We start from the raw sequence: 25664 nt of genomic DNA, 5'->3' as shown, positions 1-25664 counted from the left end.
GAAAGGGGTCGAGTCGGCAGGCTGAAAAGCTGACGACCGATCGCCGTTGGCTAAAAAAAGACTAGGTTTCTTGTTGTCAAGAGAACCATGGAATAAATGAACAAGGAGAAAGAAAATGACCAATAAAAACAAACCACTCGTTTATAAAATCCCACAGCCTACCCCCTTTTCTGGTAAAGCATTAATAGGGTTTTTACAAGTTGCCCACAAAGCAGCAACTGGAGATTATTTAGCTTCAGCCTACCCCTTTAATATCATTGAATCGTTGATTTTAGAGGATGAACAAGGTCAGGAATTTTGGACGAAAGACTTGTCTATCAATGTTTTAGAGATACGTCTTATGGATAATTACAATATTCGTTTCCTTCGAAAAGATTTCGACCTTTATATCATCATTGAAGACCTTGATACCTTCAAAGTAGGGTTCAATGAGCTTGTAGAGGATTTAACTAATCCTGATAAGAAATACTTGATTTTTCATGATTTTATTAAGACTTACCGCAATATGCTTCCTCATGAAAAAATAGAATTTCATCAGAAAAAAATTCGTGAGGAAATCGCCCGCAAAAAGTCTAGTAAGAAGTAACCTGTGGTATAATATTTAGTGAGGAGATAACGCTATGAGAAAAACGCTATTTGGTTGGATGATTGCATTTTCTGTATTACGCTTTTTTGGCCGTTCTGTGAGACAGTCGAGTAAGGCGTTGCGTTGCTTATTGCGATAACTACACTTTAAAAGCCTTGGCAATATGCTAAGGCTTTTTGAGTGTTATTTAAACAATTTCATATAGTCGCTTCGAGTAGGAAGCAAGTAATCAATAACGACCCTATTCTCTTCCTCCTCGATATGGTATAGGACAATATAATCTTTACTTAAGGTATAACCTCTAGTGCTGTGGTACTTACTGATTTTTGAACCATATTTTTCATCGGCATCAAAACCAACTTCAGGGAAAACCTCGAGTTTTTCTACGTCACTAATGATTTGCTCCATTTTACGCTGACCTGATGTCGAGGAATAGTTTTGAGAAATATAATCACGAATTTCCTTTAACTTCTCTAAAACATCAGGAGCATAGATAATCTGATATTTCTTATAGTCCAAGTTCAGACCTCACTTCTTCAGAGGTATAAAATTTCCCTTGACGAACATCTTCAATATTTTTGTTGATTTCAGCTTGAAATTGCTTGAAAAGTTTTTCTTTCTCTAGCTCCTCTTCGGTCAATAAGTCAACCTCATTTGTGACAACGACATTTTGAAGGAATAATCTTAAAGCAGATGATAAGGTTAAATTTTTCTTGTTTAATACTGTCATTGCTTCGCTTACCAATTCTTTATTAGCTTGGAATGTGACAGCTCTGTTTTTTTCTACTGTAACCATGTTATGTACCTCTTTATGTAATTTATTTAATTATATCATATACATAAAAAAGGTCAATAAAAAAATCCCAACTGATTGAGATAACTTTCGTTTATTTTATAAGCTCCGAAACTACAGAAAATTGATACCTTTTTGATACCGTTTAGGTTTAAATATTTGTCTATAAATAAGAATTTTAGTGATTTTTCATTTTAGAAACGTTGATTTTAAAGGGTTTTGGATTTAAATAACAGAATGAGCCAAAAACCAGGTCTTAAGAAAGCTCGTAAAGCTAGTCAGTTCTCAAAACGTTAATCAAAACCTTATTATACCAACGTTTACAGACACTTTTTGGTGTCAGTTGGTGTTAATTATAGTGATAAGTCGTTTAAGAGACTTAAAGCATCGGCATCTTGCTGGTGCTTTTTTTCTGGCATCAGTTCCAGATAATATTGTTGAGTTGTCAGGATTGAATTGTGACCAAGGCGACGAGAAATATAGTCTAAACTAATATCTTTTGAAAAAAGATATGAAGCATGGGTGTCTCGCAGTCCATGGAAAGTTGTTTTGCTCAGCCCTAACTGTTTGAGTAACTTTTGGAGTTGACCAGCTTGTTTGAATCCGTTCCAATCAAAGACATAATCAGTTTTAGTATCAGCTAATTGAAGCAGTGCTTCATAAATATCTTTATTGATTGAAATCTCACGTTTGGAGTGTTTGGTTTTGAGTTGGGTGTCATCGTTAGTAGGACTAATAGAGCGTTTAATTTTAACGCCATACTTAAAAATATCTTCTTTTTTAATTCCCAGAAGCTCCCCACGCCTTGCCCCTGTTTCAAGTGCGAGGGTGACAAGAATATTAAATTCATCCTCTGTGTGGCTCAGGCAATATTGTCTGAGCTGTTTGAACTCTGTAATAGAGAGTGGAATATTACGTTTAGGTTGTTCTTGCCCTTTTGCTTTGAGAAGATGACCAAAGTCATTACTAATCAATCCACGAGCGTAAGCATATTTCAGAGAACCACGGATTTTAAGGACAAGCTCTTTAACCGTCTTTTTAGAGTGGGTTTCTGCATATTGGTCAATTTTCTTTTGCATGATGAGGTCATCAAGATGTTTCAATTGAATACCATCAAAAAGGTTATCGACGACTACGAGTGTTCGTTTGTAGTTGATAAAGGTAGCCTCACGGACATCATTTTTCTTGACCGTATGAACCCAATTTCGGTAGAAATCGGTAAATAGGGTAGAGCGCTCAGCGATATTCTTACCACGTCCTTTTTCAAGCTCCATTTCCAATGTCCAGAGTTCAGCATCTTTTTTATTGCTGAATGTTTTGGTTTCTCGTTTATATTCTCCTTTCTTGTAGAGTGATATAGTTGCACGGAAAGAATTTCCACGTTTTGTTATTGTTGCCATTTTATCAGCCTTTCTATAAAAAATGATTGATAAAATAGACTAGTCACATATAGGATATATGAAAAATCTGATTTAATCAATCGTTGATGGTTACACACAGTGATTTTCAATAAATGTGATTAAATAAGTTTTCAGATAACGCTCTTGCTTACCAATCATAAAACACTGAAAGTCAGGATGGCTTCTGATGTATTTATCAAATGATTTAGGGTCAATTCCTAGAAAATCAGAGGCTTGTTGTCGTGTTAGTAGTAGGGGGGTATCATTCATTATCTTCAACCTCCGTATCATACGTTTCTTTTTGTTGTTGATAACGGTTTGGATTATGCCGTCGTGAATCTAGATACTTAGCGAAGAAATAGGTGCGTTCGATGATTGAACCTAATAAATTGGTGTTGTTTGCTCGTGCATACCAAACCAACTCTTCAAATTCTGTAAAGTCATTTTCCTCGATAATATCGACTACTTCGTGGATAAAATCCGAGGAGTTCATCTCCATCAAGAATTTATCCAAATCAAAGCCACAACCGACTTCAATATCCTCAATGCCGTATGGTGTCTTATCTGGATTCTCCGCATGAGTATAGTAATCCAGCAAACCAGTAGGCGACATAACTACTTCTACATGTGCTGGACCGTTCAGCTTGTCCTTGATTAGTTCAGATGCTTGTTTGTAGCTCTTGAGGGAGTCAAAGAAGAAAGCACCGTGCTTGTGCGACTTTTTGAACTCTCCTGTTTGTCTATTAACGTCCTTATCATGCCAAGGACTAAGAATAAAGGGGATATGAAGTTCCTCTAAGATATTCAAGTAGTCCTCTGGTGCACTTTCCTCATAGAAGAGAAATGTCCATTTGGTTGAGCGTTGTTCTTTTGCCATAGGTAGTTACCTCATTTCTTTTGGTTCTATTACTAAGGAGAAATGACAGGTCAAATGCAAAGTTTTTTGAAAATTTTGTGATTGTTGATTATTGACCTATTGGGGGTCGTAGTAACCCCAATAGGTCATGATAGAATAGAGCATAAAAAAGGGGGCTGTTTGGCTTTTGCTTAACGCAAGCCACAGCCCCAAGGGATTAACGTTTTTGCCCAGTGAACCATAATTGGTTACGAACTCGAATAGGAGAAGAGAAATAATAGTCGCCGTGTTGGCTGACAATCTCTTCTTTCAGTTGTGCTTCCATCTCCTTTAGGATTTTTTGTCCCTGTTGGTCTCTAGGGACTTTTAGAAATATAACGATGGTATCTTTTCGTATATCTACAATACACTTGCGAACAGCTCGGTTAAATCCGTTATGGATTGGATTGATAGTGGTAACAGTCTGGTGTTCAAGGTTACTTATCTTCTGTACTCGTTCACGCTGGAAAAGGAAGTGTCTTAATAAAAAGGTACGATAGACAGATTGGCAATAATTCCAAAGACTGTCTGTTTTCAATCATTGTATCATCTCTATCCCAGCCAATAATAAGGCTAGTAGGAGAGAAACAAGAGCGAATCCGTGACAAACAGAACTAATGGTATCAGTAACGTTTTTAACCGTATCCAGATTGACAAATGAGATATTGGTTAATTGAACGGAAAGAAAATTGAACAGCCAACCGAACATAGAACAGATTGGAGCAATAAGTAGTAAATATAATATGAGATTGAAACTTCTCATGAAGTAGGTTTTAGTGGTCATAGGATACCTCGCTTTGTGTAATAGGTTGGACATAGTAAGGGTAGGACTTGATACGGGTGTTCATTGTCAATAACTTGAATGATTCCTGTCCCATGTCCTGTTGGAATCACAATCCCCTCTGGGTCTAGGTCTGGAAACAAGAATTGAGTGGTCTTCTGATTGATATTTCCGATTTGTAATAATACGTTTAGCTGTTCCCTTACTGAAATGGGAATGGTATTGTGGTCAAAACGCTGGCTTACTAAAAAGAGATGGATTTTGGTAGCACGTCCCAACAAGGCAATCTGTGAGAGTAATGAGAAAAAGGCTTCTTTGATGTTCTTATTGACTCCCTCTGATAGGGCTAGGACTTCATCAATGACAATGGTTAGATGAGTAAATTGATGGTTGGGGTTATCATATAAGATAGCTTGTCGTTTCTGAATGAGAGTTGCACACTGGCTTAATTGTTCATTGACTTGTGAAACAAAATCAGATTTGGAACGGTTTTCGACAGGATGTATAACTGCAATGTGATTTTCTCTAGCCCATCGGCTAGGGGTATCAAACTTAGGGTCGACGATTATCAAGTCAGACATATGTTTCAGAATACTCAAGAAGTACGTTAAAGCGTAACTTTTTCCAGATCCTGAATTTCCAGCGATAGCCCAGTGATTTACCTTTTCAAGGTTGAGTTCAAGGTGCTTCATGATAGGAATTTTTCCTTGTGGTAAGCTGTCTGAAAATTTATCTAAATCAGGAATCGCCAAACGTTCTGAAATTCCCTTTTTCCAAGGAAAGAATAGTCCACGTTGAATGTGTAAGTCATCTGTTTCTAATGGGACAAAATAGGTGGCATTTTGTTTTAGAAGCGTATACTGTGGATATAATGAAGCATTGGCAATTAGAAAGATTTTCTTGTACAAGTCATCATCAAGGATATAGGCACAAGGCAAGCGAGGGACGAAGACAAAGCCGTCTTCTTGGATAATGATATTAAAGGAGTTAGTATAGCTGGTTTCTCCCTGCATTAAAGCCCCAAGAGCCATGTTCAGGCTCTGGAGCAAGTAAGATTGCAGGAAAGATTGGTTCAGCATATCACGAGATTGTGAAGCCATTACCGAACCTCCTTGAGATTGTTAGCTTTGAAGTAAATATTATATTTCACTTCGCAGGCTTGTAGAGTGTCAAATTGAATCATGGATTGAAAAGCTGGAAGTTCAATCGTATCTTCAAATTTTACTTGGAAAGGGTCTTGTCCTTCCTGTACAAACCATGCTTTGTAGGCTACGATTTCTCCTGTTGGTTTTCCATCTTCAAACCGTTGTTGTGGTTCAAGTTCGGTACTAAGAGAGTAAATCGGTTGTTTTTGACTGATGATTTTGTCAGCCAATGTAGTTGTGTAACCGCCTTTTGTTGTTTTCATTTTGAATGCCATAGGGCAATTCCTCCTTGTTTATAGAAAATAATGTTAATGCGATAGGCTCGGTTTTGGTCATGAGCTGGACTTTGGTTATCGAGTTGTTTACCACCTCCCTATTACTAAGGAGAAATAGACCCTAAAACGCAAAGTTTTTTGAAAAATTTTTTATTTTTTCGCAAAAAAATCCAGTGCTACAAAACACCGGATTTTAGGTATTAGCAATAGTCTTCCAATAGAGAAGCTAATTTTCTAATAGCTTTTAGATAATGGGATTTGACGGTCACATCACTCATTTTTTTGTAATGTTCAGAAATATAGCGAGCTGTTTCCTTATAGCTACATCCTTGTTCAGCCACCATTTCAACAATTTCACGGTCAATAGGCTCTAAAATTTCTTTAGCTTTATTGACTGCCTGCTCTGTTTCTTTTTTCTCAAGAGCCTCTTGAGGATTCAGATCAGAACTTGCAACTATTTCATGGCGTTCACGTTGTTTGCCGTAGTTACGAGAAATATTCTCTTCAAGGCTTTTTTTATGGTGGTATCGATCACGACGCTCAGCATTGCTTTGTTCTTGCTGGAGGAGACGGTCAACCTCTTTCCAATTTCCAGTTTTGACAGCTTTTTCAATCTTACGCTCACGGCGTTCGGTAACTTTGTTACTCATAATAGTACTTCCTTTCTCGTCCTTAGACGGAAAGAAACGATATGAGCGATCATTGAACGCCGAGTATGGCAAAAGGCACATCAAATAAACGGCGAAACAATTCTATGCAAGATATGACCTTTATCGCCATATCATCATATTTGTTTCAATCCGTCCGTTTGATGGCCATCAATTAGGACTATTAAAAATTTTTCTCAAGAGTTTTTCTTGATAGGTCTATTAAACCAATTTTTTAGCTTGTTGTAGTTAGTAAAAATGGTAGAATTTTTAATAAAAAACTACCAACTTTTGAGGTTTATATGAATTTTGAAAAAATGATTGATGGAATGATTGCTGAAAGAATTATAAATGCTAGAAAATCACGGAAGCTAACGCAAGAAGCTTTTTGTGATAAATTTTCGGAAAAGGTGAGTTTAGATAAATTTCGATTATCAAATTTGGAAAATGGAAAACGGAATAAAAAGAAAAACCCCCATTTTTTAACGGAGGCTTACATAGAGTTTTATTCCGAGCTGTTAGGTGTTTCAAACGAGGAATTTCTTTTTGGAAATTTAGAAGAGAAGAAAAGTTTAATCAAATTGATTTTGTTGAATATTTTTATGAATGCCGACTCACAGGCATATAGGTCAGACCTACCTCAAGTTGAACAGACACCTATATTTGACATTGATATAGCTTCTGACAAAGAATTTTTTAGATTAGCGTTTTTGAACCTACCAGAAGAAAAATATGGTGACTATCACAACAAATCACAAAAGTACTTTATAGATTTAGCAAGTGGCACAGACATAAAGATTTCAGATATGAAAACGTACCGAGAAAAGGTGGCTGGTGTTTTGAAAGAAATAGATTCCTTCTTTTATAGTGAAAGGTTTACTTCGTTCTATACTTCTTTAATGGACGGCAGGAGTATATTTTCAGAGCAATCCTCTATCTTATTAAGAATCTTATTGGGGAATTTTGATTTTGCTTGTGATTTTCTCAAGAGAAAAAGCAATTCTGAAACAATTAGGTGTAACGGGGTAGACTTAAGACAACCTAGGGTAGAGTATTTTTATATTGACAACTATCTGAATTCTGTAGGTAACTTTTCAGCTAGTGTTACTGACTGGAAAGAGGTATCATTTGCTTTATTTATAAATGCATTTAATGAGTTTTTAGAATTGTATTTAGAATTATTTGTGGATTTTTTCTCAAAAAATATTTTTAATAAGAGCTTGAAACAACTCTCTAATGATTATGTCAACACCTTATTTGCTGGGAAAGAATTTACGGAGTTGTTAAATAATATTTATCTAAAAGACCAATTCTTAATGGAGCGTATGATTGGTCATAATTTCTCTAGAGCCATGATTCAAAAATTTTCATTAGTCAAAGAAAATTCAATCAAATTAAAAAAAATAGGTAGAACTTATCCAACAACTGTGAATAGGTTAGAAGATTTCTATGAGTTAGACTGTGTAAAAAGTCAACGAGGAGTATATGATTTAGATAAATATCTATATGACTTTGAAAACATGACAGTATTGTTTGCGAATAGCGGACAAAAATATGCTAGTGGAGGATTATTTCTACCTTCGTATTTTGATATAACTTCACTGAAATAGTGATATAATAAAATGAGTGTTAATTTTTTTTGATAGATAGATATCATTGCTATAATTAAGGAGTAAAATTTGAAAGCGATAGAATTATTTGCTGGTGCAGGAGGTTTGGCACTTGGTATTGAAAAAGCAGGATTTGATACAATTGGATTAGTAGAGTTTGACAGTGCTGCGGCTGCAACGTTAAAATACAACCGTCCAAGTTGGAATGTTATACATGATGATATAGCAAATATTTCAAAACTAGATTTGGAAGAGTATTTCTCAATAAAAAAAGGTGAGTTAGATTTACTAAGTGGTGGAGCTCCTTGTCAATCTTTTTCTTATGCAGGAAAAAGATTAGGCTTAGAGGATACGCGAGGGACATTATTCTATCACTACGCTGTTTTTTTGGAAAAATTACAACCTAAAATGTTTCTTTTTGAAAATGTCAAAGGCTTGACTAGTCATGACAAGGGAAAAACTTACGAAACAATTTTGAATGTTTTTGAATCGGAAGGTTATACTGTGCAATCAAAAGTTTTGAATGCTTGGGATTATGGTGTTGCTCAAAAGCGAGAACGAATGATTATGGTTGGAATCCGTAATGATTTAGCAAGTAAAACTTCTTTTGAATATCCAGAGGCGCATAAATATAAACCTGTATTACGAGATATTTTGATGGATTGTCCACCAAGTCAAGGAATGCAATATTCAGAGCAAAAGAGAAAAATATTTGAATTAGTGCCTCCAGGAGGATATTGGAGAGATATTCCAGAGGATATTGCAAAAGAATATATGAAATCGACTTGGGATATGGGAGGAGGTCGTACGGGAATTTTACGACGAATGAGTCTAGATGAACCGTCGTTGACTGTCTTGACATCTCCAACTCAAAAACAGACGGAACGTTGCCATCCTTTGGAAGCACGTCCGTTTACTGTTCGTGAGAATGCTCGAATTCAAAGTTTTCCAGATTCTTGGGGATTTCAAGGTAGTATAGGAAATCAATACAAGCAAGTCGGAAATGCTGTTCCTGTAAATCTAGCTTATGAAGTAGGAGTGAAAATAAAAGAAAGTTTGGAGGCGTTATAAATGTGGAACTTATCATTTATTAGTGAAGAAGATTTTTATAATCATGTTCAATTGACCATTGATAAATACGGGGAGAAATTACAATCTTTTGATTTGAAACGGTTTAATAAGAATATTGTCGATCCAATAAAATTGATTTTTGATAAATCTGTTTACAGAAGCTCTTGGGAGCAGATTATTAGTAATGAGATTTTTAGACAACGTGATAAATCAAATAATAACGACATTGGTTATTTTCATCAAACAATTTTCAGGTATATTGAACATTGTCGTGTTCCAAACAATGGTGAAGAAGGCGGTTGGGATGTCATTTTTGAAAATCCAAAGGGTATAACAATGCCAGATGGTTCTCGAGTCAGTCGTGTATATGTTGAAATGAAAAATAAGCATAATACAATGAATTCAGCTTCTTCTGGTAAAACTTTTATTAAAATGCAAAACCAATTATTACAAGATGACGATTGTGCGTGCTTTTTAGTTGAGGCAATTGCGAAAAATTCTCAAAATATCAAATGGGAGCCCAAAGTTGATGGTCAAAAAATGGGTCATAAATATATAAGACGTGTTAGTTTAGACCAATTTTATTCACTTGTGACGGGACAGAAAGATGCCTTCTATAATATGTGCATGGTTTTGCCAGAAGTTATCAATAAGGCTGTATCAGAACTAGATTCTTCAACTATTCCAAATGATACAGTATTTGATGAAATTAGAGACATTGCTGCTCAGCAAAACTATGATTCCGAAGATTTATCCATTGCAATGGCTTTCTATTTACTAGGTTTTTCTAGTTATTTAGGCTTTGAATGATATAATCTGAATGAATATTTATATTGTAGCAATATAAATAATGATAGTGGGGGATAAATAGAGTTGATTTCTGTAAATAACAATGCAAAACTATTGAATGGTATAGTGAGTATTGAAAGAGATTATATTAGTTATTTTGGGAAAGAGTTTGCTATTGATTATGAACATCTTTACAAAGAGAGTTTTGATGACAGGCTGAGTCAGTTATGTTCTAGTTTACACCATCAGTTAGTGGAGGCATTAAGAATATTAAATGATAGTATAAATGGAGGGAAACATTTCTGGGCTGACCCAAGTAGAGATTTGATAAAAGCTATCTCATTATCCAACAGATTTGTCAATAATCTTAAAAATTCTGGGGAGAATGTCAGTATAGTTGAATACTATGATAAAGTATTGAAAAAATGCAATGACTTTCTATCATCATCTGGTGGCAGTTTGGTACCAGATGATATGATTGAAGTTGATATATATTATCAGCTCCCAATTTTTGAAGTATCTGATGCAGTTCGGTTATCTAATAATTCATTACAGAAATTTCAATTGAAGCCGATTGGTGATGGTTCTTATGCGACTGTCTTTAGTTATTTTGATGAGAATTACAACAAAACTTTTGCATTAAAGCGTGCTAGTAAAACTATTGCACCTAAAGACTTAGAAAGATTCTATTTAGAATTTGATACGATGAAAAGGTTAAATTCGCCGTATATACTAGAAGTCTATTCTATTGATAAAAAGAAAAATGAGTATATTATGGAATATGCTGATACTACTCTTTTAAAATACATTACCACTCACAATCAAAAACTAACTTTTGATGAGAGAAAGTCATTGTGCAATCAAATTATTAAAGGGTTTGAGTATTTAGCTAAAAAAGATATACTTCATAGAGATATTTCTCCAAATAATATTTTAATAAAACAATATGAGGATACCAAAATTATTAAGATTGCCGATTTAGGTAATGTAAAGCTAAGCGACAGTATATTAACATCTCTTGATACAGAAATACGAGGAGCATTTAATGACTATTCGGGACTTCAACGAGTAGGATATAGTAATTATAATTTTTATTTTGAAGGTTTTGCCTTATCCAAGTTATTGTATTTTGTTTTGACAGGGAGATATAAAGATTTTACTAAATTTGAATATAGTAATTTAGAGGAATTTATCAATAAGGGAACAAATCCCAATATGAATCAAAGGTTTAGCAATATTCATGAGTTGAAGATAGCATTTTCTTTGATTAAACCAAAATAAAACCACCTCAAATGTGAGGTAGTTGACTAGTCTATTTTATGGTGTTAATTGGTGTCAATTTTATCCAAATTTATGGATTTTAGTCCATTCTCATGGAAGTTTCATTTTCGGAAACATTGATATAAAGGGTTTTAAAAGTATTGAGTAGTTATAGTTTTCAGTAGAGAAATTCTCAAAACGTTAATATACTGTTATATCAACGTTTCAAAGCACTTCATGGATTTTCCATGGAGTGTTTTTCTGTATTTCAGATAAAAGTTGCCTATTTTCAATCGGACTGATATAGGAGTGGATATAAGTATTAAAAAATATGGAAAACGTAAAATAATATAGTAGATTATCACTGGTTATATTATAATATATTTGGATATATATGAGAGTTGGATTTTAAAAAAGGAAAGAGAAGAGATGAAAAAACTAGTATCAGTTTTATTTCTTTTTTTGTCTGTTTTGACGATTGGCTTGGGGATTACTTCCAACGCTTTGGCAAGCAGAAGCGAAGTTTACCACCAAGATCGTTGATGGTAATGGGCAAGTTTATACTAATAACCCCTTTAACCCTCAGAAACGATCCAAATTATACCTTAAATATAGGGTTTGATTTGTCGTCTTATAATGGCAAACTTGTAGATGGAGATTATCTTACCTATCATTTAACAGCGCCTTTGACGATTAAGACGCAGGACATGGTAGCGACAGATGAGGCTACTGGCGTGCCGATTGCGGATGTTTCAGTTGTTTCCAATGGAGCCAATAACGGTGGAACGATTACGGTTAAGTTGAAAAATTTGGAAGAGTACCGAGCAAAACTGAACTCAGACACTGTACGAGATGTATCGGATAGTTTCAACGTTGACTTTAGGATAACGGAGGTTGTTACCAACCTCACTATTCCCTTGCCAGGCTACAGTAGTGGCTCAAAGACTATAACCATTAGTGTTCCTGAAAAGTCAAATGGTGTGACCTATACAGGTGCGGGAGAGAATTTCACCAAAGCAGGTGGTTTGATTACAAGAGAAAATTGGATTTCTGCAAAACTGGGACGTTCTGGTCAGTACATGCATAAAGACTTTAATGTTCGTATCAATCTTGGACAAAAAGATTTGTCAAATTTTGTTTTGACGGACGTGATTAGCTTGGAAGGATTTCAATTTATTCCAGAAACATTCCGCCTGATTAAGGCGAGATTGCGTACGGACACTAGAGGATACTACAATGATGGTACTGAGCAGGTTATTACAGGTAGTGAGCTGGAGAAATACCTTACATTCAATGAGGATTATACTCAATTTGAGTTGAACCTAGGAAATATCGGTACTGACCAATACATGATTGACTACTCGACAATTGCAAAAAAACGTGGCAGGTACAACAATTGTCAACCAGGTTTATGCTACAGAAGATGGAGAGCGCTTAGTGACTGTTGATGGTCGTACAGCGACTTTTGATGAGGTGAAACGTACACCAGAGTACACATCTGGTGCGACTATTTCGATTAAACCTGTTTATTCGATTATTATTTATAAGCAAGATAGTGTAATGAAAAAAGGTTTGGATGGTGTTACCTTTGAAATCACCTCACCAACGGGAATCAGCACGACTTATACCACAGCAACCAACAGTCAAGGAGACCAAGGCTATATCAATACTGGTATCTTAGATGAAGGAACTTACCGAGTTCGTGAAATTTCCACTCTTGATGCATATCAACTGGATAGTCAAGTGAGAGAAGTTACTGTGGGGAAAGATGGATCTGTTATTTATTGGGGAAATACACCAAAAACAAAAATTCCTACAACCGCACCAAGCGAAGAGAAGCCCGAATTGACACTTTACAGCATTCAATTCCGTAAAGTTGGCGAGTCAGGTCAAGCTCTTGCCGGCGCAACCTTCGATCTCTACGATGGCGACGAAGTCATTATGACAGTAACTTCAGATGAGAATGGTCAAGTAACCTTCGCTGGTGTTGAGGCTAAAGATTACACAATCAAGGAAACTGCCGCACCAGAAGGATATCAATTGCTTGAGGAAAGCATCTCAGTTTCTAAAGCAGACTTTGCTGATGCGAAAGACTTAGTGTTAACTAAAGGAGATGTGGTCAATGTAAAAGTACCTGAAGCGCCGGAACCAACCACTCCAAGCACACCAAAAACATCTGAGCCAACACAAGAAACAAAACGCGTTTTACCATCAACAGGTGAACAAAATTCGATGGCTCTTATTGCCTTAGGATTACTCGGTTTAGCAAGTGTTGGATGAATGGTATTCCGTAAAAGAAATTAAAAAAGTAAGTAGTTTTTAGCTACTTATTTTTTGTAGCTATTTTTAGGATGAATTTTAAATTAAAATATGGAGATATCTATAGACAAAAAATGAAATTTGCTATATAATGTGTTTTATAAAACACAAAAAGGTGATAAGATGTTTTCGAGTGAACGATTGAAACAGAGAAGAAAAGAAAAGGGCTATACTCAGCAAGCTGTTGCAGAGTATTTGGGACTAAATCGCGCTTCTTACACAAGCTGGGAATTGGGTAGAGCTAAGCCAAATCAAGCTAATTTAAAGAAGTTATCAGAGATATTGGAAGTTGATGTGACTTACTTTGAGTCTAGCTATACAATTGTGACCAATTATTTGCAGTTGGATGCGGAGAATCGTCTTAAAGCCGAACTTTACGTGGAGGAGTTGCTTGAGATGCAGGAGCAGCAGCAATCTGCGAAGATTGTTCCTTTATTTGCAATATCTGTTTTGGAAAATATTCCTTTGTCAGCGGGTCACGGAGCGAGTTACTTTGACGACTACTCTCAAACAACTGTTTACGCTGAGCAAGAATATTACTATGACTTTGCCTGCTTTGTAGATGGTGAATCCATGCAACCCAGATTCAAAAATGGAGAAGTAGCTATGTTTAAGGAGAGTGGATTTGATTATGACGGAGCGATCTATGCCATTAGTTTAAATGGGTCAACCTACATCAAAAAAGTTTACCGTGAATCAGATTGCTATCGAATTGAGTCTATCAATCCAGAATATGCGGATATGTTTGCCTATGCAGATGATGATTTTCATATTGTGGGCAAGGTTGTCGGTCATTTCATGCCAGTTGAAAAATTATAATAGTGTTGGATAAGTTGAAGGAGATAAGAATAATGTTTATGAGAAGTTATTTACCATATCAAGTTTTTAGGAGTTTTTTAGATAAGAGTAGTAAAAAGTGGATGGAATTTTTTACATCAGAACCAGCACTTAGTATGACTACTGAGGGAGTGGAACAAGTGGAAGACATGCCTACCCAAATGAAATGGATGCTCATTCGACAGTTGTATTTAGGGCAATTGTTAGTTGATGTCGAAGTCCTGGATGAGGGTCAATATAAGAAATATACAGGCTATGTCCAAGATTTACACCAAAATGGAATCAGCTTCCAGACGGCAGATCACTATCTTTCTATCGAGATTACTTCTATTTTTTCTTTGGAACTTTCCCCGCTTGCTTGGGAGGGATAGTTCTACCTGACAGATAATAGACATACTTGGAACGATTTATTTGCTAATTATCACTACTTAGAGTATTATAGGTAAATCAAACGAAAGATGGAGAAAAAATGGTTAAAGCATTAGAACTTTACTTGGTAACAAACAATAACGGTCTTGAGGCTGTCGATTTTTATAAGGATGTCTTTGATGCGGAAGTCGTATCTTGTACTACTGTTGGACAAGCAATTCCAAACACACCTGAAGAAAAGCAAAATCTTGTTTTGAATGCACATTTGAATATTGACGGTATTCGTTTGCAGCTATCTGATAACGGTTCTGAACATGCCTATATTCAAGGGACAAATATGACTGCTTGTATTCAATTGGATAATGTAGAAGAGGCGAAAGCTATCTATGGTAAATTAGCAGAATCTGCTCAACGTATCGACTTGGAATTAGCTGAAACTCCATGGAGTCCTGCCTATGGAATTGTAGTTGATAAATTTGGGATGACATGGCAAATCAACACTGATATTGCTGGTTTTGTCTCTGAAAATGTAACATTCTAAGGAGCAAGCATGTTTACAAAAGAAACAGGCATCATGTTGTATGTAGATCGAGTGGCTGCTGAAAAGGAATTTTGGTCTAGTATTGGTTTTGTCATTTTCAATGAGTCTGAAATGATGGGTTATGAGACATTTGACATGAAACCTCATCGGGATAGTACGCTGACATTTACGGTATATGCCAATGAACTCATTCGTCAAGTATCGCCAGAAGTCATTGATATGAAGCCGAGCGTTTTGTTTGAAACGGATGATATTGAGGCTTTGAGAGTCAAGGTGGCGGCTGTAACGGATACTGCTAGCCCAGTCAATCAAGAACCATTCCCTAACTTTAACTTTGCTAACCCAAGCGGACACTACTTTGCGGTAAAAGGAGTTTAGCAGTAAAATGAACATTCTTCTATTTATGGGAGGGGGTTTTTATTTGTAGTGCTACATTTTTTCAAAATACCTATACAGAGAATTGTCAGTTAGAAGATTTTGGGCTATAATGAAATGTCTAATAATCAAGGAGAACATATGGAAACGAATATGCAAGCCAAGCCGACATATGGCTTAGTTACGGCGATTGCGATGATTGTGGGAATCGTGATTGGTTCAGGGATTTATTTTAAAGTAGATGATATTCTAAACTTTGCTGGAGGAAATGTTTGGTTAGGAATGCTAGTCATTGCGCTTGGTGCGGTGTCGATTGTATTTGGCAGTCTGTCTATATCAGAGTTGGCCTTGCGCTCAGCAGCTAGTGGAGGAATTTTTTCGTACTATGAACGCTACATTCACCCGGGGCTGGCAGCCTCCCTTGGCATGTTTACAGCCTATGTGTATCTACCGACAGTGATAGCGGTGGTTACTTGGGTGGGAGCTAATTATACCTTGGGGCAGGGAGCGAGTCTAGAAGCGCAAATTTTATTGGCCTTGTTCTACCTCTTTGTACTGACTGTGATTAATATTTTTGGTAGGGTAGTAGCGGGGTATTTCCAATCCTTGTCTACGATGGTGAAAATTATTCCCTTGGTATTAATCGCCTTGATTGGCTTGTTTTGGGCTGGGAAGGGGCCAAGTTTGCCGGGCGATGTTGATTTGGTAGCACCTCGGAATGTTGGTTGGGGCTGGTTGTCAGGATTGGTGCCACTTTATTTTGCTTACGATGGCTGGACAGTAGTCGCGAGTATCGCTCCTGAAGTGAAATCTCCAAAGAAAAATTTACCACGTGCTCTAATTGCAGGGCCGTTGATTATCCTGGTGCTCTATCTCTTATTTTTCTACGGATTAAATCGGATTTTAGGTCCAGAATTTATCATGTCTACGGGAAATGCAGCTGTGGGCTATGCTGTCAGTTATTTGTTTGGCTCAGCCATTGGCCGTGCATTGATGGTTATTGTCATCATCTCTGTCTTGGGAGTTTCCAACGGGATGATGCTGGGGACAATGCGCTTACCACAAGCTTTTGCTAGTCGTGGTTGGATTCGTTCAGAAGGCTTTGCACGTATCCATCCGAAATACCAAGTTTCAGTAGCGGCCAGTCTTTCTGTCGGCCTTGTCACCATGCTTTGGCTGGGGGTGCATTATCTGGTGATGAGATACAATTTGTTGCCGGGAAGTGATATCAGCGAAATTACCATTGTCTTTAATAATACTAGTTTCATCTTCTTGTACTCAACCGTTCTTGGTCTCTACCGTAAAGGAGAAGTGAAGCGGAAATTGACGGGACTTTTCTCGCCTGTCCTGGCGATTGTTGGCAGTCTGATTTTGCTAGTTGGTAGCCTTATGACCAATTTCGTCGCTGTGCTTTGCTTCATGTTGTTCTGTTTGGTATTTTGCTTGGTTGCATATGCTGTTTACTTAAAAAATCAATCTTAATCTAAAAGAGCTATGGCTCTTTTTTTGTATCTTATTAAAAAATGGATGATTTTTCACAAAATACTTGACTGGTTAATCACTTTGAGGTAAACTGTTACTTAGTTAATATTTTGGAGGTCAATCATGGCAGAAAGATTAGATTTATCAAGTGCATATCGTAAGTTAAAAAGTCCAAACATCAAAACACGGAAACGTGCCTTGGCTGTTATTCATGCGCATAAGCGTCAAAAAGGAAAGGCAGCAAAATAGAAGCGGGAGAATCGCTTCTATTTTTTATGGTTAAATTGTTAGAAAATTTTGGATTTTCCTTGAAAAAGTCTATCAAATATGAGAAAATAGTGACACAAATTTTCAAGGAGTGATGAAATGAGAGAAGATATTCAGTTAAATGACCGTGCGCGAGCCTTATCAAAAGAACTAATCGAAGTGTTGGAAACAGTATTTGATCCGGAAATCGAGTTGGATATTTATAACTTGGGCTTGGTCTATGAGATCACAGTAGACAAAATGGAACACTGCAGATTGGTCATGACCTTCACGGATACAGGTTGTTCTTGTTCTGAAACCATGCCGGTTGAGTTAGTAGAGAAATTGACAAAGATTGACGGGATTCGTTCGGCTAATATTGAAGTGGTTTGGTCACCAGTTTGGAAAATGACACGTATCAGCCGTTTAGGAAGAATTACTTTGGGAGTTAGTCCAAGATAAAAAAAGAGATTGCTTCTGCAATCTCTTTTTTTATCTTATTTTCCGCTACGGTCCATATTCCAGAAGTCTGTAACGGCTCCTTTTGAGGCAGAAGATACGGTGTGGGCGTATTTTCCGAGTACTCCACGGCTGTAGAGTGGGGGTAGAGTAGTGGTTTCTTTACGACGAGCGATTTCCTCGTCAGATACATGCATAGTGATTTCTTTGGTATCTTGGTCAACGGTTACCAGATCGCCTGTGTGGAGGTAGGCAATCGGTCCGCCATCCTGTGCTTCAGGGGCAATGTGTCCTACAACCAAACCGTAAGTACCACCTGAGAAGCGTCCGTCTGTAAGAAGGGCAACCTTGTCACCTTGACTTTTACCGACAATCATAGATGATAGAGAAAGCATTTCTGGCATACCAGGTCCACCTTTTGGTCCGACAAAGCGAACAACGACCACATCTCCGTCAACAATCTCATCTGAGAGGACGGCTTCGATAGCGTCTTCTTCTGAGTCGAAGACTTTAGCTGGCCCAGTAATATTGCGGACTTTCACACCGGATACCTTGGCAACGGCTCCTTCTGGCGCCAAATTTCCTTTGAGGATGATGAGCGGTCCATCTGCACGTTTTGGATTTTCAAGTGGCATGATGACTTTTTGTCCCGGTGTCAAGTCTGCAAAGTCTTCTAAGTTTTCTGCAACTGTTTTACCTGTACATGTGATACGGTCTCCGTGCAAGAAGCCATTTTTCAGCAAGTATTTCATGACGGCAGGAACGCCACCGACTTCGTAAAGGTCTTGGAAGACGTATTGGCCAGATGGTTTCAAGTCAGCCAAGTGAGGCACGCGTTCTTGGAAGTCGTTAAAATCCTCAAGAGTCAGGTTTACATTGGCAGCGTGGGCAATAGCGAGGAGGTGGAGAGTGGCGTTGGTTGAACCACCGAGCGCCATGGTCACAGTGATGGCGTCTTCAAATGCTTCGCGGGTCAGGATGTCAGACGGTTTTAATCCTAATTCTAACATTTTTACAACGGCACGGCCAGCTTCTTCGATATCGGCTTTCTTTTCAGCTGATTCAGCTGGGTGAGAAGAGGAACCTGGAAGGCTCATCCCCAGTACTTCGATAGCAGTTGCCATGGTGTTTGCAGTGTACATACCGCCACAGCCACCAGGACCAGGACAGGCATTACACTCGATTTGGCGAACTTCTTCTTCGGTCAAATCTCCATTATTCCATTTGCCGATTCCTTCAAAGACAGAAACAAGGTCAATGTTTTTGCCGTTAAGATTTCCTGGGGCAATCGTTCCACCATAGGCGAAGATAGCAGGAATGTCCATGTTGGCGATGGCAATCATGGAACCAGGCATATTTTTATCACAGCCACCGATTGCAACGAAGGCATCAACGTTGTGACCACCCATGGCTGCTTCAATAGAGTCCGCGATGATGTCGCGTGATGTGAGTGAGAAGCGCATGCCTGGAGTCCCCATGGCAATCCCATCTGCTACAGTAATAGTGCCGTACTGAACTGGCCAAGCGCCGGCTGATTTGACACCTTCTTTGGTTAGTTTTCCAAAGTCGTGAAGGTGAATGTTACAAGGTGTATTTTCTGCCCAAGTTGAGATAACTCCGACAATTGGCTTTTCAAAGCTTTCATCTGTCATACCCGTTGCACGAAGCATAGCACGGTTTGGTGATTTGACCATGCTGTCGTAAATGCTGGAACGGTGGCGTAGTGATTTTAAAGTTTCTTTATCCGTCATAGTGATTCCCCTTCTGTCCTATTATTGGAAATTCTTACTGTATATTATAGCATAAAAATTCTGTTGTGCAGATGAAATGATTAAATAATTTGTAATTTCTGAAAATTTAGACAAATAAAAGACAAGCCAGCTGTGACTTGTTCTTTTACGATGAATCAACATGAAAATTGTTAGGAATCAATAAACTGAATAGAAAGAGGAGCAGGAAACCTCCGCCGATATACCAGTAAAATTGGTCTAAGCTAGTGGAACGTCCAGACAGATTGACGATGCCGCGTAGGAGAAATCCAGCGCTAATAGTAGCAACTGCTGAGTTCCAGAGGTTGTAACCGAGGCGGGAGAGATGTGGAAAGAGCAGTTGAAGGAGGACGATTAGTCCGCCTCCGATTGCTGGTACGAGGAAGAGATAATGCATAAAGTTTGAAACTTCGCCGTAGCTGAAGCCTTCGTAAACTCGGCTAAAGATGAAGAAAAAGACTGTCAGGCCCAGATAGCTTAAGAAGGTTTTTGCTAGACGGGATAGTTTTATAGTTGAGTTAGTAACCGATGTAGACAATGTCACTCACCGCCCTTTCTTTGATGGTGTTTCCGTTTGTGGTTGGTTTGTTGATGACTTGGCCGTTGAAGTAGAGGGTGGACGAGCCTCCGCCATCTAGGTTATAGGCTGTTTTAGCGCCGTAAGATTTCATGACTTGGGCAAGTTCATATAGAGTGAGCCCGGCACTTTCTGAGGTACGGCCGTCTGATACGACGATGATGTAGTGATTTTCATCGATGATACCGATGGCTGTTCGAGGATTCGATGTCATGGCTTGACCGACTTCGGAGTTGGTGTCTACCGCAATTTCGCCGTCTTTGACCAAGGTTGGACCAAAGGCGAGCAGGTTTACTACGCCAGAATCCAGTAATTCTTGGGCTGTAGTTTTATTTTCATAAACGATACCAAATGTTCCGTCGGCATAGATTGCTAGGTCGCCGTTTTCAGCATTATCACGAACGGTATTGCGATAAATAACGCCGTTTTTGATGACATAGCCTGTAGAGTTAGCTCCGTAGTAATCGCCGTTGACAGCTAAGATGGCATTGTTGGTAGCTGCAGTTTCGGATGTTGTGGTTGTTACGTTGGTGCCGTAGGTATTTTGGGCCAAGGCAGTTTTGAGGTATTCGGGAGAACTGACAGTGATATCTGCGACGTAGACGGTCGTATCGTTGCTTGTGGTCGTTGTGAGCTTGATGGAAATATTGTCGTCCGAATAGCTGGTATCCGTTTTTGTGGCGTTGGTGTTGGCTGTTGAAGCGGTTGTTGAGTTGGAACTAGTTGTTGTTTTTACGGTAGAAATGGCATCCGCAACGACAAAGGTTTTCAGTAAGGAATAGGCAAATCCTCCGGTTAGCAAACTGCCAAATAGAAGGGCATAGACAAATTGTTTCTTAAAAAATTTCATGGCGTAATTGTTTCCTTTCGCGAAAGATAATATTTTTTTGGACAAACCAAGATGCAAAAAATAGGGTAATACCGACGAAGATTTTCACTGCATAGACATTGATTCCCAGAGTTTGGTGGAAAAGATAAATCAAGAAAGTATCTGCAATGAACAGGGTTAAGGCGAGCAAAAGATAACCGAATCCAGTCTGAGTTCCATTGCCTTTATGCTGGAAAACCATTTTTTTATTGAGCGAGTAATTGAGACTGGCGCTACACAGTCGAGCGATGGTGTTTGACCAGAGGATACGACTGCCTGTCGGAAAAGTTGCCAGCAGCGTCAGTGCTAAAATGTAAACGAGATAGTCTGTGATGAATCCACCCAGAGAAGCTAGAGAAAATTTCAGTAGATTTTTGTAAATAGTCAGTCCGTCTTTGATAGGGCGAAAATGTGAACTAGCATTATCATCGATGTAGATGGTTTGGATAGGAATTTCTGTAATCTGGTATTCACGGCTAACTTGCGTCAGCATATTCATTTCGTACTCATAGCGATTTCCTTCAATCCCAAGCATAAAAGGAAGAAGAAAATTGTGAAAGCCACGTAAGCCTGTTTGAGTATCACTGACGGTTACGCCAGTTTGAAACTTGAATAGCAATTGGGTCAGTTTATTGCCAAAGAGACTGCGCAAGGGAATGTCCTTAGTAAACTGGCGAGAGCCCAAAATCAAGTGCTTGGGTAGATGCATGGCAGCACGCGCTACGCGGTCAATGTCGGTTACAGAATGCTGACCATCAGCGTCTGCAGTCACCACAACTGTTGAAATTCTAAGTGCTTGGACGTAGCGGAATCCGGTTCTAAGTGCTTGGCCCTTCCCCATGTTTTTAGCATGAGTTAAGACGGTTGCGTATTGATGTGCTTTTTGAAAAATGCCTTCTTTGTCCTTTGAGCTACCATCGTCAATAATCACTGTATGGCAGTCTAGACGAACGGAAACTTCCTCTAATAGATGCAATAATTTTTCATCAGGCTCAAAAGCTGGAATAATAAGATAATACATGTGCTCACCTCTTCTAAATTAGAAATAAGTCTACTTTACGGAAGAATTCTGAAACCAACCTAAAAAATATAGCTTGAAAAAATGGCTTAAGAAAGCTTTAAGACAAGAAAAGAAGTATTTGGTTAAAACAAAACTGAATTTTCTGAAAGTTTTATTGACAATTTTTTTTATTGTGATATGATAAGAATTACATAAAAAAGCCATGTACATTTTTCTTATATATAATATGTGCTGGAGAACTGTAGCTGAAGGGAGGGTTCTTGTTGGAAAAGATACAATTAGAGCAAGCACGATCGGGTTCTTATTTGGTGCTAGATACCTTGAAAAAGTTGGGTGTCGATACCATTTTTGGCTATCCCGGTGGGGCTGTTCTACCGATATATGATGAGATTTTTAGATTTAAGGGTATCCGACATATTCTTTCTCGTCACGAACAAGGTTCTGTTCACGAAGCAGAAGGTTACGCCAAGTCAACTGGGAAGTTGGGAGTTGCTCTTGTGACAAGTGGTCCAGGTGCTACAAATGCTATCACAGGCATTGCAGATGCACTCGGGGACAGCGTTCCCTTGCTGGTCTTTACAGGACAAGTTGCTCGTCGTGGTATCGGTAAGGATGCCTTTCAGGAGGCAGATATTATCGGTGTAACCATGCCGGTAACCAAGTATAATTACCAAATTCGCGATACAGCAGATATTCCACGAGTAGTCACTGAGGCTGTTCATATCGCAACTACGGGGCGTCCGGGCCCGGTCGTGATTGACTTGCCTAAGGATGTCCAAGAAGCTTTGGTGGATGCCTATAACGATCCGACTCTCCATCTTCCAAGCTACCAACCAACGGTCGAACCCAATGGATTACAGGTCAAGAAGATTTTGAGTCAGCTTTCTCAAGCGAAAAAACCTGTCATTCTAGCTGGTGGTGGTGTCAATTATGCAGATGCCAATCAGGAACTGGTTGCCTTTGCAGAGTGCTACCAAATTCCAGTCGTGTCTACCTTACTCGGATTGGGAGCTATGCCGATTGAGCACAGCCTTTCTCTTGGTATGGGAGGGATGCACGGTTCCTATGCCTCTAATATGGCTTTGACAGATGCAGATTATATTATTAATATTGGCGCGCGATTTGATGACCGCTTGACAGGGAATATTGATACCTTTGCCAAGCAAGCAACCGTTGCCCATGTGGATATTGACCCAGCTGAAATTGGGAAAGTAGTGGCGACAGCCATTCCGGTTGTGGGTGATGCCAAGAAAACGCTGGAAGCTCTTTTAAAAGCAGACACAGTAGCAACAGACTATGCGGACTGGACAGCACAGGTCTTGGACAATAAAGCGCGTGCACCATTTGGCTACGATGCAGATGAAAACTTCATCAAGCCACAAGAAGCCATCCAGATGATTGGCCAGTTGACCAATGGAGATGCCATTGTGGTAACGGACGTTGGACAGCACCAGATGTGGTCGGCTCAGTTTTATCCATTCAAGCATGCTCGCCAATTAGTCACATCAGGTGGTATGGGAACGATGGGATTTGGGATTCCGGCAGCAATTGGTGCCAAACTAGCTAATCCTGAGCGCGAAGTAGTCTTGTTTGTAGGTGACGGTGGCTTCCAGATGACCAATCAGGAATTAGCTATTCTCAATGGTTATGGTGTTCCGATCAAGGTCGTCTTAATTAACAATCATTCTCTTGGCATGGTACGTCAATGGCAAGAATCTTTCTATGACGAGCGACGTAGTCAGTCAACTTTTGATGATGAGCCTAATTTCCAACTCCTGGCAGAAGCCTACAAGATTGCCCATTACCAATTTAGCAATCCAGCGACTTTAGCTGAAGATTTGCAGGTGATTAAGGAAAACAAACCAATGCTAATTGAACTTCATATTTCAAATGCAGAGCATGTCCTACCGATGGTACCGGTTGGTAAGGCCAATCATGAGATGTTGGGGGTGAAGTTCAATGCGTAGAATGTTAACAGCTAAGCTGAGAAACTCATCAGGAGTTCTCAATCGATTTACCGGAGTTCTTTCCCGTCGTCAGATTAATATCGAGTCCATCTCAGTCGGTCCGACAGAAGTTGAGGGAATTTCCCGCGTAACGGTCATCGTGGATGTGCAGACCATGGATGAAGTGGAACAAATCATCAAACAGCTCAACCGCCAAATTGATGTAGTCCGCGTTCGCGACATTACCGATATTCCACACTTAGAACGTGAAGTGCTCTTGGCCAAGATTTCCAGCCCAGCTCATAAGCGAGCAGAGATTTTGGCTATCATTCAACCTTTCCGCGCGAGCGTAGTGGATGTAGCACCGCACTCTATCACGATCCAGATGACAGGTGATAGTGATAAAATTGAGGCACTCTTACGTGTCATCCAACCTTACGGCATTAAAAATATCGCGCGTACTGGAGCAACAGGTTTCAGTCGAGATTAACATAAAAGTAATAAATAATAGAAAAGAGAACAATTATGGCAGTAGAAATGCAATACGAGGCAGATGTTAAAGTAGCAGCACTTGATGGCAAACGTATCGCCGTTATCGGTTATGGTTCACAAGGTCATGCTCACGCACAAAACTTGCGTGACACAGGTCACGATGTCATCATCGGTGTACGTGCCGGTAAGTCATTTGACAAAGCAAAAGAAGATGGTTTTGAAACTTTTGAAGTAGCAGAAGCTGCAAAACAAGCAGATGTCATCATGATTTTGGCACCAGACGAAATCCAAGCAGACTTGTATACGCAAGAAATTGCTCCAAACTTAAGCGCTGGAAAAGCACTTGGTTTTGCACATGGTTTCAATATTCACTTTGAATTTATCAAAGCACCTGCGGATGTAGATGTTTTCATGTGTGCACCAAAAGGTCCTGGTCACTTGGTACGTCGTACATTTGAAGAAGGCTTCGGCGTGCCAGCCCTCTATGCGGTCTATCAAGATGCGACTGGGAATGCCAAAGACATCGCCATGGACTGGTGTAAAGGTGTTGGTTCTGCTCGTGTTGGTCTTCTTGAGACAACATTTAAAGAAGAAACAGAAGAAGACCTCTTCGGCGAACAAGCCGTTCTCTGTGGTGGCTTAACAGCGCTTATTGAAGCAGGTTTTGAAGTATTGACAGAAGCAGGATATGCACCAGAATTAGCTTACTTTGAAGTTCTTCACGAAATGAAACTCATCGTTGACTTGATTTACGAAGGTGGCTTCAAGAAAATGCGTCAATCCATCTCAAATACTGCTGAATTTGGGGACTACGTATCAGGTCCACGTGTCATTACAGAACAAGTTAAGGAAAATATGAAAGCCGTTCTTGCGGATATCCAAACTGGTAAATTTGCTAACGACTTTGTCAACGACTACAAAGCAGGTCGTCCTCGTATGGAAGCTTACCGTAAAGAAGCAGCTGACTTGGAAATTGAAAAAGTTGGAGCAGAACTCCGTAAGGCAATGCCGTTTGTTGGTAAAAATGACGACGATGCTTTCAAAATCTACAACTAAGAGAAGACGGGACGGGAGGCGGCTGCCTCCTTGTTTTGTGTAAAAAAATATTTTT

29 protein-coding genes and 1 pseudogene are annotated in these 25664 nt (G+C 38.9%); 17 read left to right on the top strand and 13 right to left on the bottom strand.

Features of this window, described 5'->3' with window-relative positions; all coding sequences use genetic code 11:
• Positions 1-115: 115 nt before the first annotated feature.
• Positions 116-586 (top strand): hypothetical protein, encoded by a 471-nt coding sequence (locus J2T50_RS08720; protein ID WP_253365776.1) that lies wholly within the window; start codon positions 116-118, stop codon positions 584-586.
• A 183-nt stretch (positions 587-769) separates the two neighbouring features.
• Here J2T50_RS08720 and J2T50_RS08715 read toward each other — a convergent pair whose 3' ends face one another.
• From J2T50_RS08715 to J2T50_RS08675, 9 genes and pseudogenes are all read right to left on the bottom strand, one after another.
• Positions 770-1105 (bottom strand): type II toxin-antitoxin system RelE/ParE family toxin, encoded by a 336-nt coding sequence (locus J2T50_RS08715; RefSeq protein ID WP_253365774.1) that lies wholly within the window; start codon positions 1103-1105, stop codon positions 770-772.
• Positions 1095-1382, bottom strand: coding sequence for a type II toxin-antitoxin system RelB/ParD family antitoxin (relB, locus tag J2T50_RS08710; protein ID WP_017648215.1), 288 nt, complete (start codon positions 1380-1382; stop codon positions 1095-1097). Before relB ends, J2T50_RS08715 begins: the two co-directional genes overlap by 11 nt.
• A gap of 350 nt (positions 1383-1732) precedes the next feature.
• On the bottom strand, positions 1733-2779 hold the full coding sequence (locus J2T50_RS08705) for a site-specific integrase (protein ID WP_253365772.1): 1047 nt from the start codon (positions 2777-2779) through the stop codon (positions 1733-1735).
• Positions 2780-2869: 90 nt separating this feature from the next.
• Positions 2870-3049 carry a helix-turn-helix domain-containing protein gene (locus J2T50_RS08700; RefSeq protein WP_253365770.1) on the bottom strand — a complete coding sequence of 60 codons (180 nt, stop codon included), beginning with the start codon at positions 3047-3049 and terminating at the stop codon, positions 2870-2872.
• On the bottom strand, positions 3042-3656 hold the full coding sequence (locus J2T50_RS08695) for a replication protein (RefSeq protein WP_253365768.1): 615 nt from the start codon (positions 3654-3656) through the stop codon (positions 3042-3044). The genes J2T50_RS08700 and J2T50_RS08695 overlap by 8 nt, the downstream gene beginning before the upstream one ends.
• A gap of 196 nt (positions 3657-3852) precedes the next feature.
• Positions 3853-4458: pseudogene (locus J2T50_RS08690) on the bottom strand (hypothetical protein).
• Positions 4455-5555: a type IV secretion system DNA-binding domain-containing protein gene (locus tag J2T50_RS08685; RefSeq protein ID WP_253365765.1), complete on the bottom strand. Its 1101-nt coding sequence runs from the start codon at positions 5553-5555 to the stop codon at positions 4455-4457. Before J2T50_RS08685 ends, J2T50_RS08690 begins: the two are co-directional and overlap by 4 nt.
• Entirely contained in the window at positions 5555-5875 is a 321-nt protein-coding gene (locus J2T50_RS08680) for a hypothetical protein (RefSeq protein ID WP_253365763.1), read from the bottom strand. The genes J2T50_RS08685 and J2T50_RS08680 overlap by 1 nt, the downstream gene beginning before the upstream one ends.
• A 200-nt stretch (positions 5876-6075) precedes the next feature.
• Complete coding sequence (locus J2T50_RS08675) at positions 6076-6525, bottom strand: RNA polymerase sigma factor (protein ID WP_253365761.1); 450 nt, start codon at positions 6523-6525, stop codon at positions 6076-6078.
• 299 nt (positions 6526-6824) lie between these two features.
• Between J2T50_RS08675 and J2T50_RS08670 the strand changes: the two genes are divergently transcribed.
• The 13 genes from J2T50_RS08670 to J2T50_RS08610 all read left to right on the top strand — a co-directional run bounded on the left by J2T50_RS08670 (position 6825) and on the right by J2T50_RS08610 (position 17883).
• Positions 6825-8132: a helix-turn-helix domain-containing protein gene (locus J2T50_RS08670; RefSeq protein ID WP_253365759.1), complete on the top strand. Its 1308-nt coding sequence runs from the start codon at positions 6825-6827 to the stop codon at positions 8130-8132.
• Positions 8133-8201: 69 nt separating this feature from the next.
• Entirely contained in the window at positions 8202-9203 is a 1002-nt protein-coding gene (locus J2T50_RS08665) for a DNA cytosine methyltransferase (protein WP_253365757.1), read from the top strand.
• Positions 9204-10013: an Eco47II family restriction endonuclease gene (locus tag J2T50_RS08660; protein ID WP_253365755.1), complete on the top strand. Its 810-nt coding sequence runs from the start codon at positions 9204-9206 to the stop codon at positions 10011-10013. It abuts the gene before it with no gap.
• Positions 10014-10076: 63 nt separating this feature from the next.
• On the top strand, positions 10077-11273 hold the full coding sequence (locus tag J2T50_RS08655; RefSeq protein ID WP_253365753.1) for a protein kinase family protein: 1197 nt from the start codon (positions 10077-10079) through the stop codon (positions 11271-11273).
• Positions 11274-11875: 602 nt separating this feature from the next.
• Positions 11876-12700, top strand: coding sequence for a hypothetical protein (locus J2T50_RS08650; RefSeq protein ID WP_253365751.1), 825 nt, complete (start codon positions 11876-11878; stop codon positions 12698-12700).
• Positions 12633-13532 carry an MSCRAMM family protein gene (locus J2T50_RS08645; protein ID WP_253365749.1) on the top strand — a complete coding sequence of 300 codons (900 nt, stop codon included), beginning with the start codon at positions 12633-12635 and terminating at the stop codon, positions 13530-13532. Before J2T50_RS08650 ends, J2T50_RS08645 begins: the two co-directional genes overlap by 68 nt.
• 162 nt (positions 13533-13694) lie before the next feature.
• Positions 13695-14390 carry a helix-turn-helix domain-containing protein gene (locus J2T50_RS08640; RefSeq protein WP_253365847.1) on the top strand — a complete coding sequence of 232 codons (696 nt, stop codon included), beginning with the start codon at positions 13695-13697 and terminating at the stop codon, positions 14388-14390.
• A gap of 38 nt (positions 14391-14428) precedes the next feature.
• On the top strand, positions 14429-14779 hold the full coding sequence (locus tag J2T50_RS08635; RefSeq protein WP_253365747.1) for a hypothetical protein: 351 nt from the start codon (positions 14429-14431) through the stop codon (positions 14777-14779).
• A 98-nt stretch (positions 14780-14877) separates the two neighbouring features.
• The gene (locus J2T50_RS08630; protein WP_253365745.1) at positions 14878-15318 is read left to right on the top strand and encodes a VOC family protein; all 441 of its coding nucleotides are present in this window, start codon (positions 14878-14880) and stop codon (positions 15316-15318) included.
• A 9-nt stretch (positions 15319-15327) separates the two neighbouring features.
• Complete coding sequence (locus J2T50_RS08625; RefSeq protein WP_253365743.1) at positions 15328-15696, top strand: VOC family protein; 369 nt, start codon at positions 15328-15330, stop codon at positions 15694-15696.
• A 138-nt stretch (positions 15697-15834) separates the two neighbouring features.
• Complete coding sequence (locus J2T50_RS08620; RefSeq protein ID WP_253365741.1) at positions 15835-17175, top strand: APC family permease; 1341 nt, start codon at positions 15835-15837, stop codon at positions 17173-17175.
• A gap of 123 nt (positions 17176-17298) precedes the next feature.
• The gene (locus tag J2T50_RS08615; RefSeq protein ID WP_253365739.1) at positions 17299-17424 is read left to right on the top strand and encodes a putative metal homeostasis protein; all 126 of its coding nucleotides are present in this window, start codon (positions 17299-17301) and stop codon (positions 17422-17424) included.
• A gap of 117 nt (positions 17425-17541) precedes the next feature.
• Complete coding sequence (locus J2T50_RS08610; protein WP_253365737.1) at positions 17542-17883, top strand: metal-sulfur cluster assembly factor; 342 nt, start codon at positions 17542-17544, stop codon at positions 17881-17883.
• Positions 17884-17918: 35 nt separating this feature from the next.
• On the opposite strand, the gene ilvD is transcribed toward J2T50_RS08610, so the two are convergent.
• The 4 genes from ilvD to J2T50_RS08590 all read right to left on the bottom strand — a co-directional run bounded on the left by ilvD (position 17919) and on the right by J2T50_RS08590 (position 22115).
• Positions 17919-19631 carry a dihydroxy-acid dehydratase gene (gene ilvD, locus J2T50_RS08605; RefSeq protein ID WP_253365735.1) on the bottom strand — a complete coding sequence of 571 codons (1713 nt, stop codon included), beginning with the start codon at positions 19629-19631 and terminating at the stop codon, positions 17919-17921.
• Positions 19632-19776: 145 nt separating this feature from the next.
• On the bottom strand, positions 19777-20193 hold the full coding sequence (locus J2T50_RS08600; RefSeq protein WP_253365733.1) for a hypothetical protein: 417 nt from the start codon (positions 20191-20193) through the stop codon (positions 19777-19779).
• Positions 20168-21076 carry a phosphodiester glycosidase family protein gene (locus J2T50_RS08595; protein ID WP_253365731.1) on the bottom strand — a complete coding sequence of 303 codons (909 nt, stop codon included), beginning with the start codon at positions 21074-21076 and terminating at the stop codon, positions 20168-20170. The genes J2T50_RS08600 and J2T50_RS08595 overlap by 26 nt, the downstream gene beginning before the upstream one ends.
• A complete protein-coding gene (locus J2T50_RS08590) occupies positions 21063-22115 on the bottom strand; it encodes a bifunctional glycosyltransferase family 2/GtrA family protein (RefSeq protein WP_253365730.1) in 1053 nt (350 codons plus the stop codon). Before J2T50_RS08590 ends, J2T50_RS08595 begins: the two co-directional genes overlap by 14 nt.
• A 263-nt stretch (positions 22116-22378) precedes the next feature.
• On the opposite strand from J2T50_RS08590, the gene J2T50_RS08585 reads away from it, so the two are divergent.
• The 3 genes from J2T50_RS08585 to ilvC are packed head-to-tail and all read left to right on the top strand — an operon-like array spanning position 22379 to position 25609.
• Positions 22379-24082 (top strand): acetolactate synthase large subunit, encoded by a 1704-nt coding sequence (locus tag J2T50_RS08585; protein WP_253365845.1) that lies wholly within the window; start codon positions 22379-22381, stop codon positions 24080-24082.
• Positions 24075-24551 carry an acetolactate synthase small subunit gene (gene ilvN, locus J2T50_RS08580; protein ID WP_253365728.1) on the top strand — a complete coding sequence of 159 codons (477 nt, stop codon included), beginning with the start codon at positions 24075-24077 and terminating at the stop codon, positions 24549-24551. Before J2T50_RS08585 ends, ilvN begins: the two co-directional genes overlap by 8 nt.
• A gap of 35 nt (positions 24552-24586) precedes the next feature.
• Positions 24587-25609, top strand: a complete 1023-nt coding sequence (gene ilvC, locus J2T50_RS08575) for a ketol-acid reductoisomerase (protein ID WP_253365705.1) — start codon at positions 24587-24589, stop codon at positions 25607-25609.
• Positions 25610-25664: the final 55 nt, after the last annotated feature.

The organism is Streptococcus gallinaceus (genome assembly GCF_024170225.1).
Classification (GTDB): Bacteria; Bacillota; Bacilli; order Lactobacillales; family Streptococcaceae; genus Streptococcus; species Streptococcus gallinaceus.
This window is presented reverse-complemented; position numbering and strand designations above follow the sequence as displayed.

Excerpts from the sequence above, each read along its gene's own strand:
- J2T50_RS08720 (WP_253365776.1), top strand. The coding sequence starts at position 116 with ATGACCAATAAAAACAAACCACTCGTTTATAAAATCCCACAGCCTACC.
- relB (WP_017648215.1), bottom strand. The coding sequence starts at position 1,382 with ATGGTTACAGTAGAAAAAAACAGAGCTGTCACATTCCAAGCTAATAAA.
- J2T50_RS08705 (WP_253365772.1), bottom strand. The coding sequence starts at position 2,779 with ATGGCAACAATAACAAAACGTGGAAATTCTTTCCGTGCAACTATATCA.
- J2T50_RS08700 (WP_253365770.1), bottom strand. The coding sequence starts at position 3,049 with ATGAATGATACCCCCCTACTACTAACACGACAACAAGCCTCTGATTTT.
- J2T50_RS08695 (WP_253365768.1), bottom strand. The coding sequence starts at position 3,656 with ATGGCAAAAGAACAACGCTCAACCAAATGGACATTTCTCTTCTATGAG.
- J2T50_RS08685 (WP_253365765.1), bottom strand. The coding sequence starts at position 5,555 with ATGGCTTCACAATCTCGTGATATGCTGAACCAATCTTTCCTGCAATCT.
- J2T50_RS08680 (WP_253365763.1), bottom strand. The coding sequence starts at position 5,875 with ATGGCATTCAAAATGAAAACAACAAAAGGCGGTTACACAACTACATTG.
- J2T50_RS08675 (WP_253365761.1), bottom strand. The coding sequence starts at position 6,525 with ATGAGTAACAAAGTTACCGAACGCCGTGAGCGTAAGATTGAAAAAGCT.
- J2T50_RS08670 (WP_253365759.1), top strand. The coding sequence starts at position 6,825 with ATGAATTTTGAAAAAATGATTGATGGAATGATTGCTGAAAGAATTATA.
- J2T50_RS08660 (WP_253365755.1), top strand. The coding sequence starts at position 9,204 with ATGTGGAACTTATCATTTATTAGTGAAGAAGATTTTTATAATCATGTT.
- J2T50_RS08640 (WP_253365847.1), top strand. The coding sequence starts at position 13,695 with ATGTTTTCGAGTGAACGATTGAAACAGAGAAGAAAAGAAAAGGGCTAT.
- J2T50_RS08635 (WP_253365747.1), top strand. The coding sequence starts at position 14,429 with ATGAGAAGTTATTTACCATATCAAGTTTTTAGGAGTTTTTTAGATAAG.
- J2T50_RS08630 (WP_253365745.1), top strand. The coding sequence starts at position 14,878 with ATGGTTAAAGCATTAGAACTTTACTTGGTAACAAACAATAACGGTCTT.
- J2T50_RS08625 (WP_253365743.1), top strand. The coding sequence starts at position 15,328 with ATGTTTACAAAAGAAACAGGCATCATGTTGTATGTAGATCGAGTGGCT.
- J2T50_RS08620 (WP_253365741.1), top strand. The coding sequence starts at position 15,835 with ATGGAAACGAATATGCAAGCCAAGCCGACATATGGCTTAGTTACGGCG.
- J2T50_RS08615 (WP_253365739.1), top strand. The coding sequence starts at position 17,299 with ATGGCAGAAAGATTAGATTTATCAAGTGCATATCGTAAGTTAAAAAGT.
- J2T50_RS08610 (WP_253365737.1), top strand. The coding sequence starts at position 17,542 with ATGAGAGAAGATATTCAGTTAAATGACCGTGCGCGAGCCTTATCAAAA.
- ilvD (WP_253365735.1), bottom strand. The coding sequence starts at position 19,631 with ATGACGGATAAAGAAACTTTAAAATCACTACGCCACCGTTCCAGCATT.
- J2T50_RS08595 (WP_253365731.1), bottom strand. The coding sequence starts at position 21,076 with ATGAAATTTTTTAAGAAACAATTTGTCTATGCCCTTCTATTTGGCAGT.
- J2T50_RS08590 (WP_253365730.1), bottom strand. The coding sequence starts at position 22,115 with ATGTATTATCTTATTATTCCAGCTTTTGAGCCTGATGAAAAATTATTG.
- ilvN (WP_253365728.1), top strand. The coding sequence starts at position 24,075 with ATGCGTAGAATGTTAACAGCTAAGCTGAGAAACTCATCAGGAGTTCTC.
- ilvC (WP_253365705.1), top strand. The coding sequence starts at position 24,587 with ATGGCAGTAGAAATGCAATACGAGGCAGATGTTAAAGTAGCAGCACTT.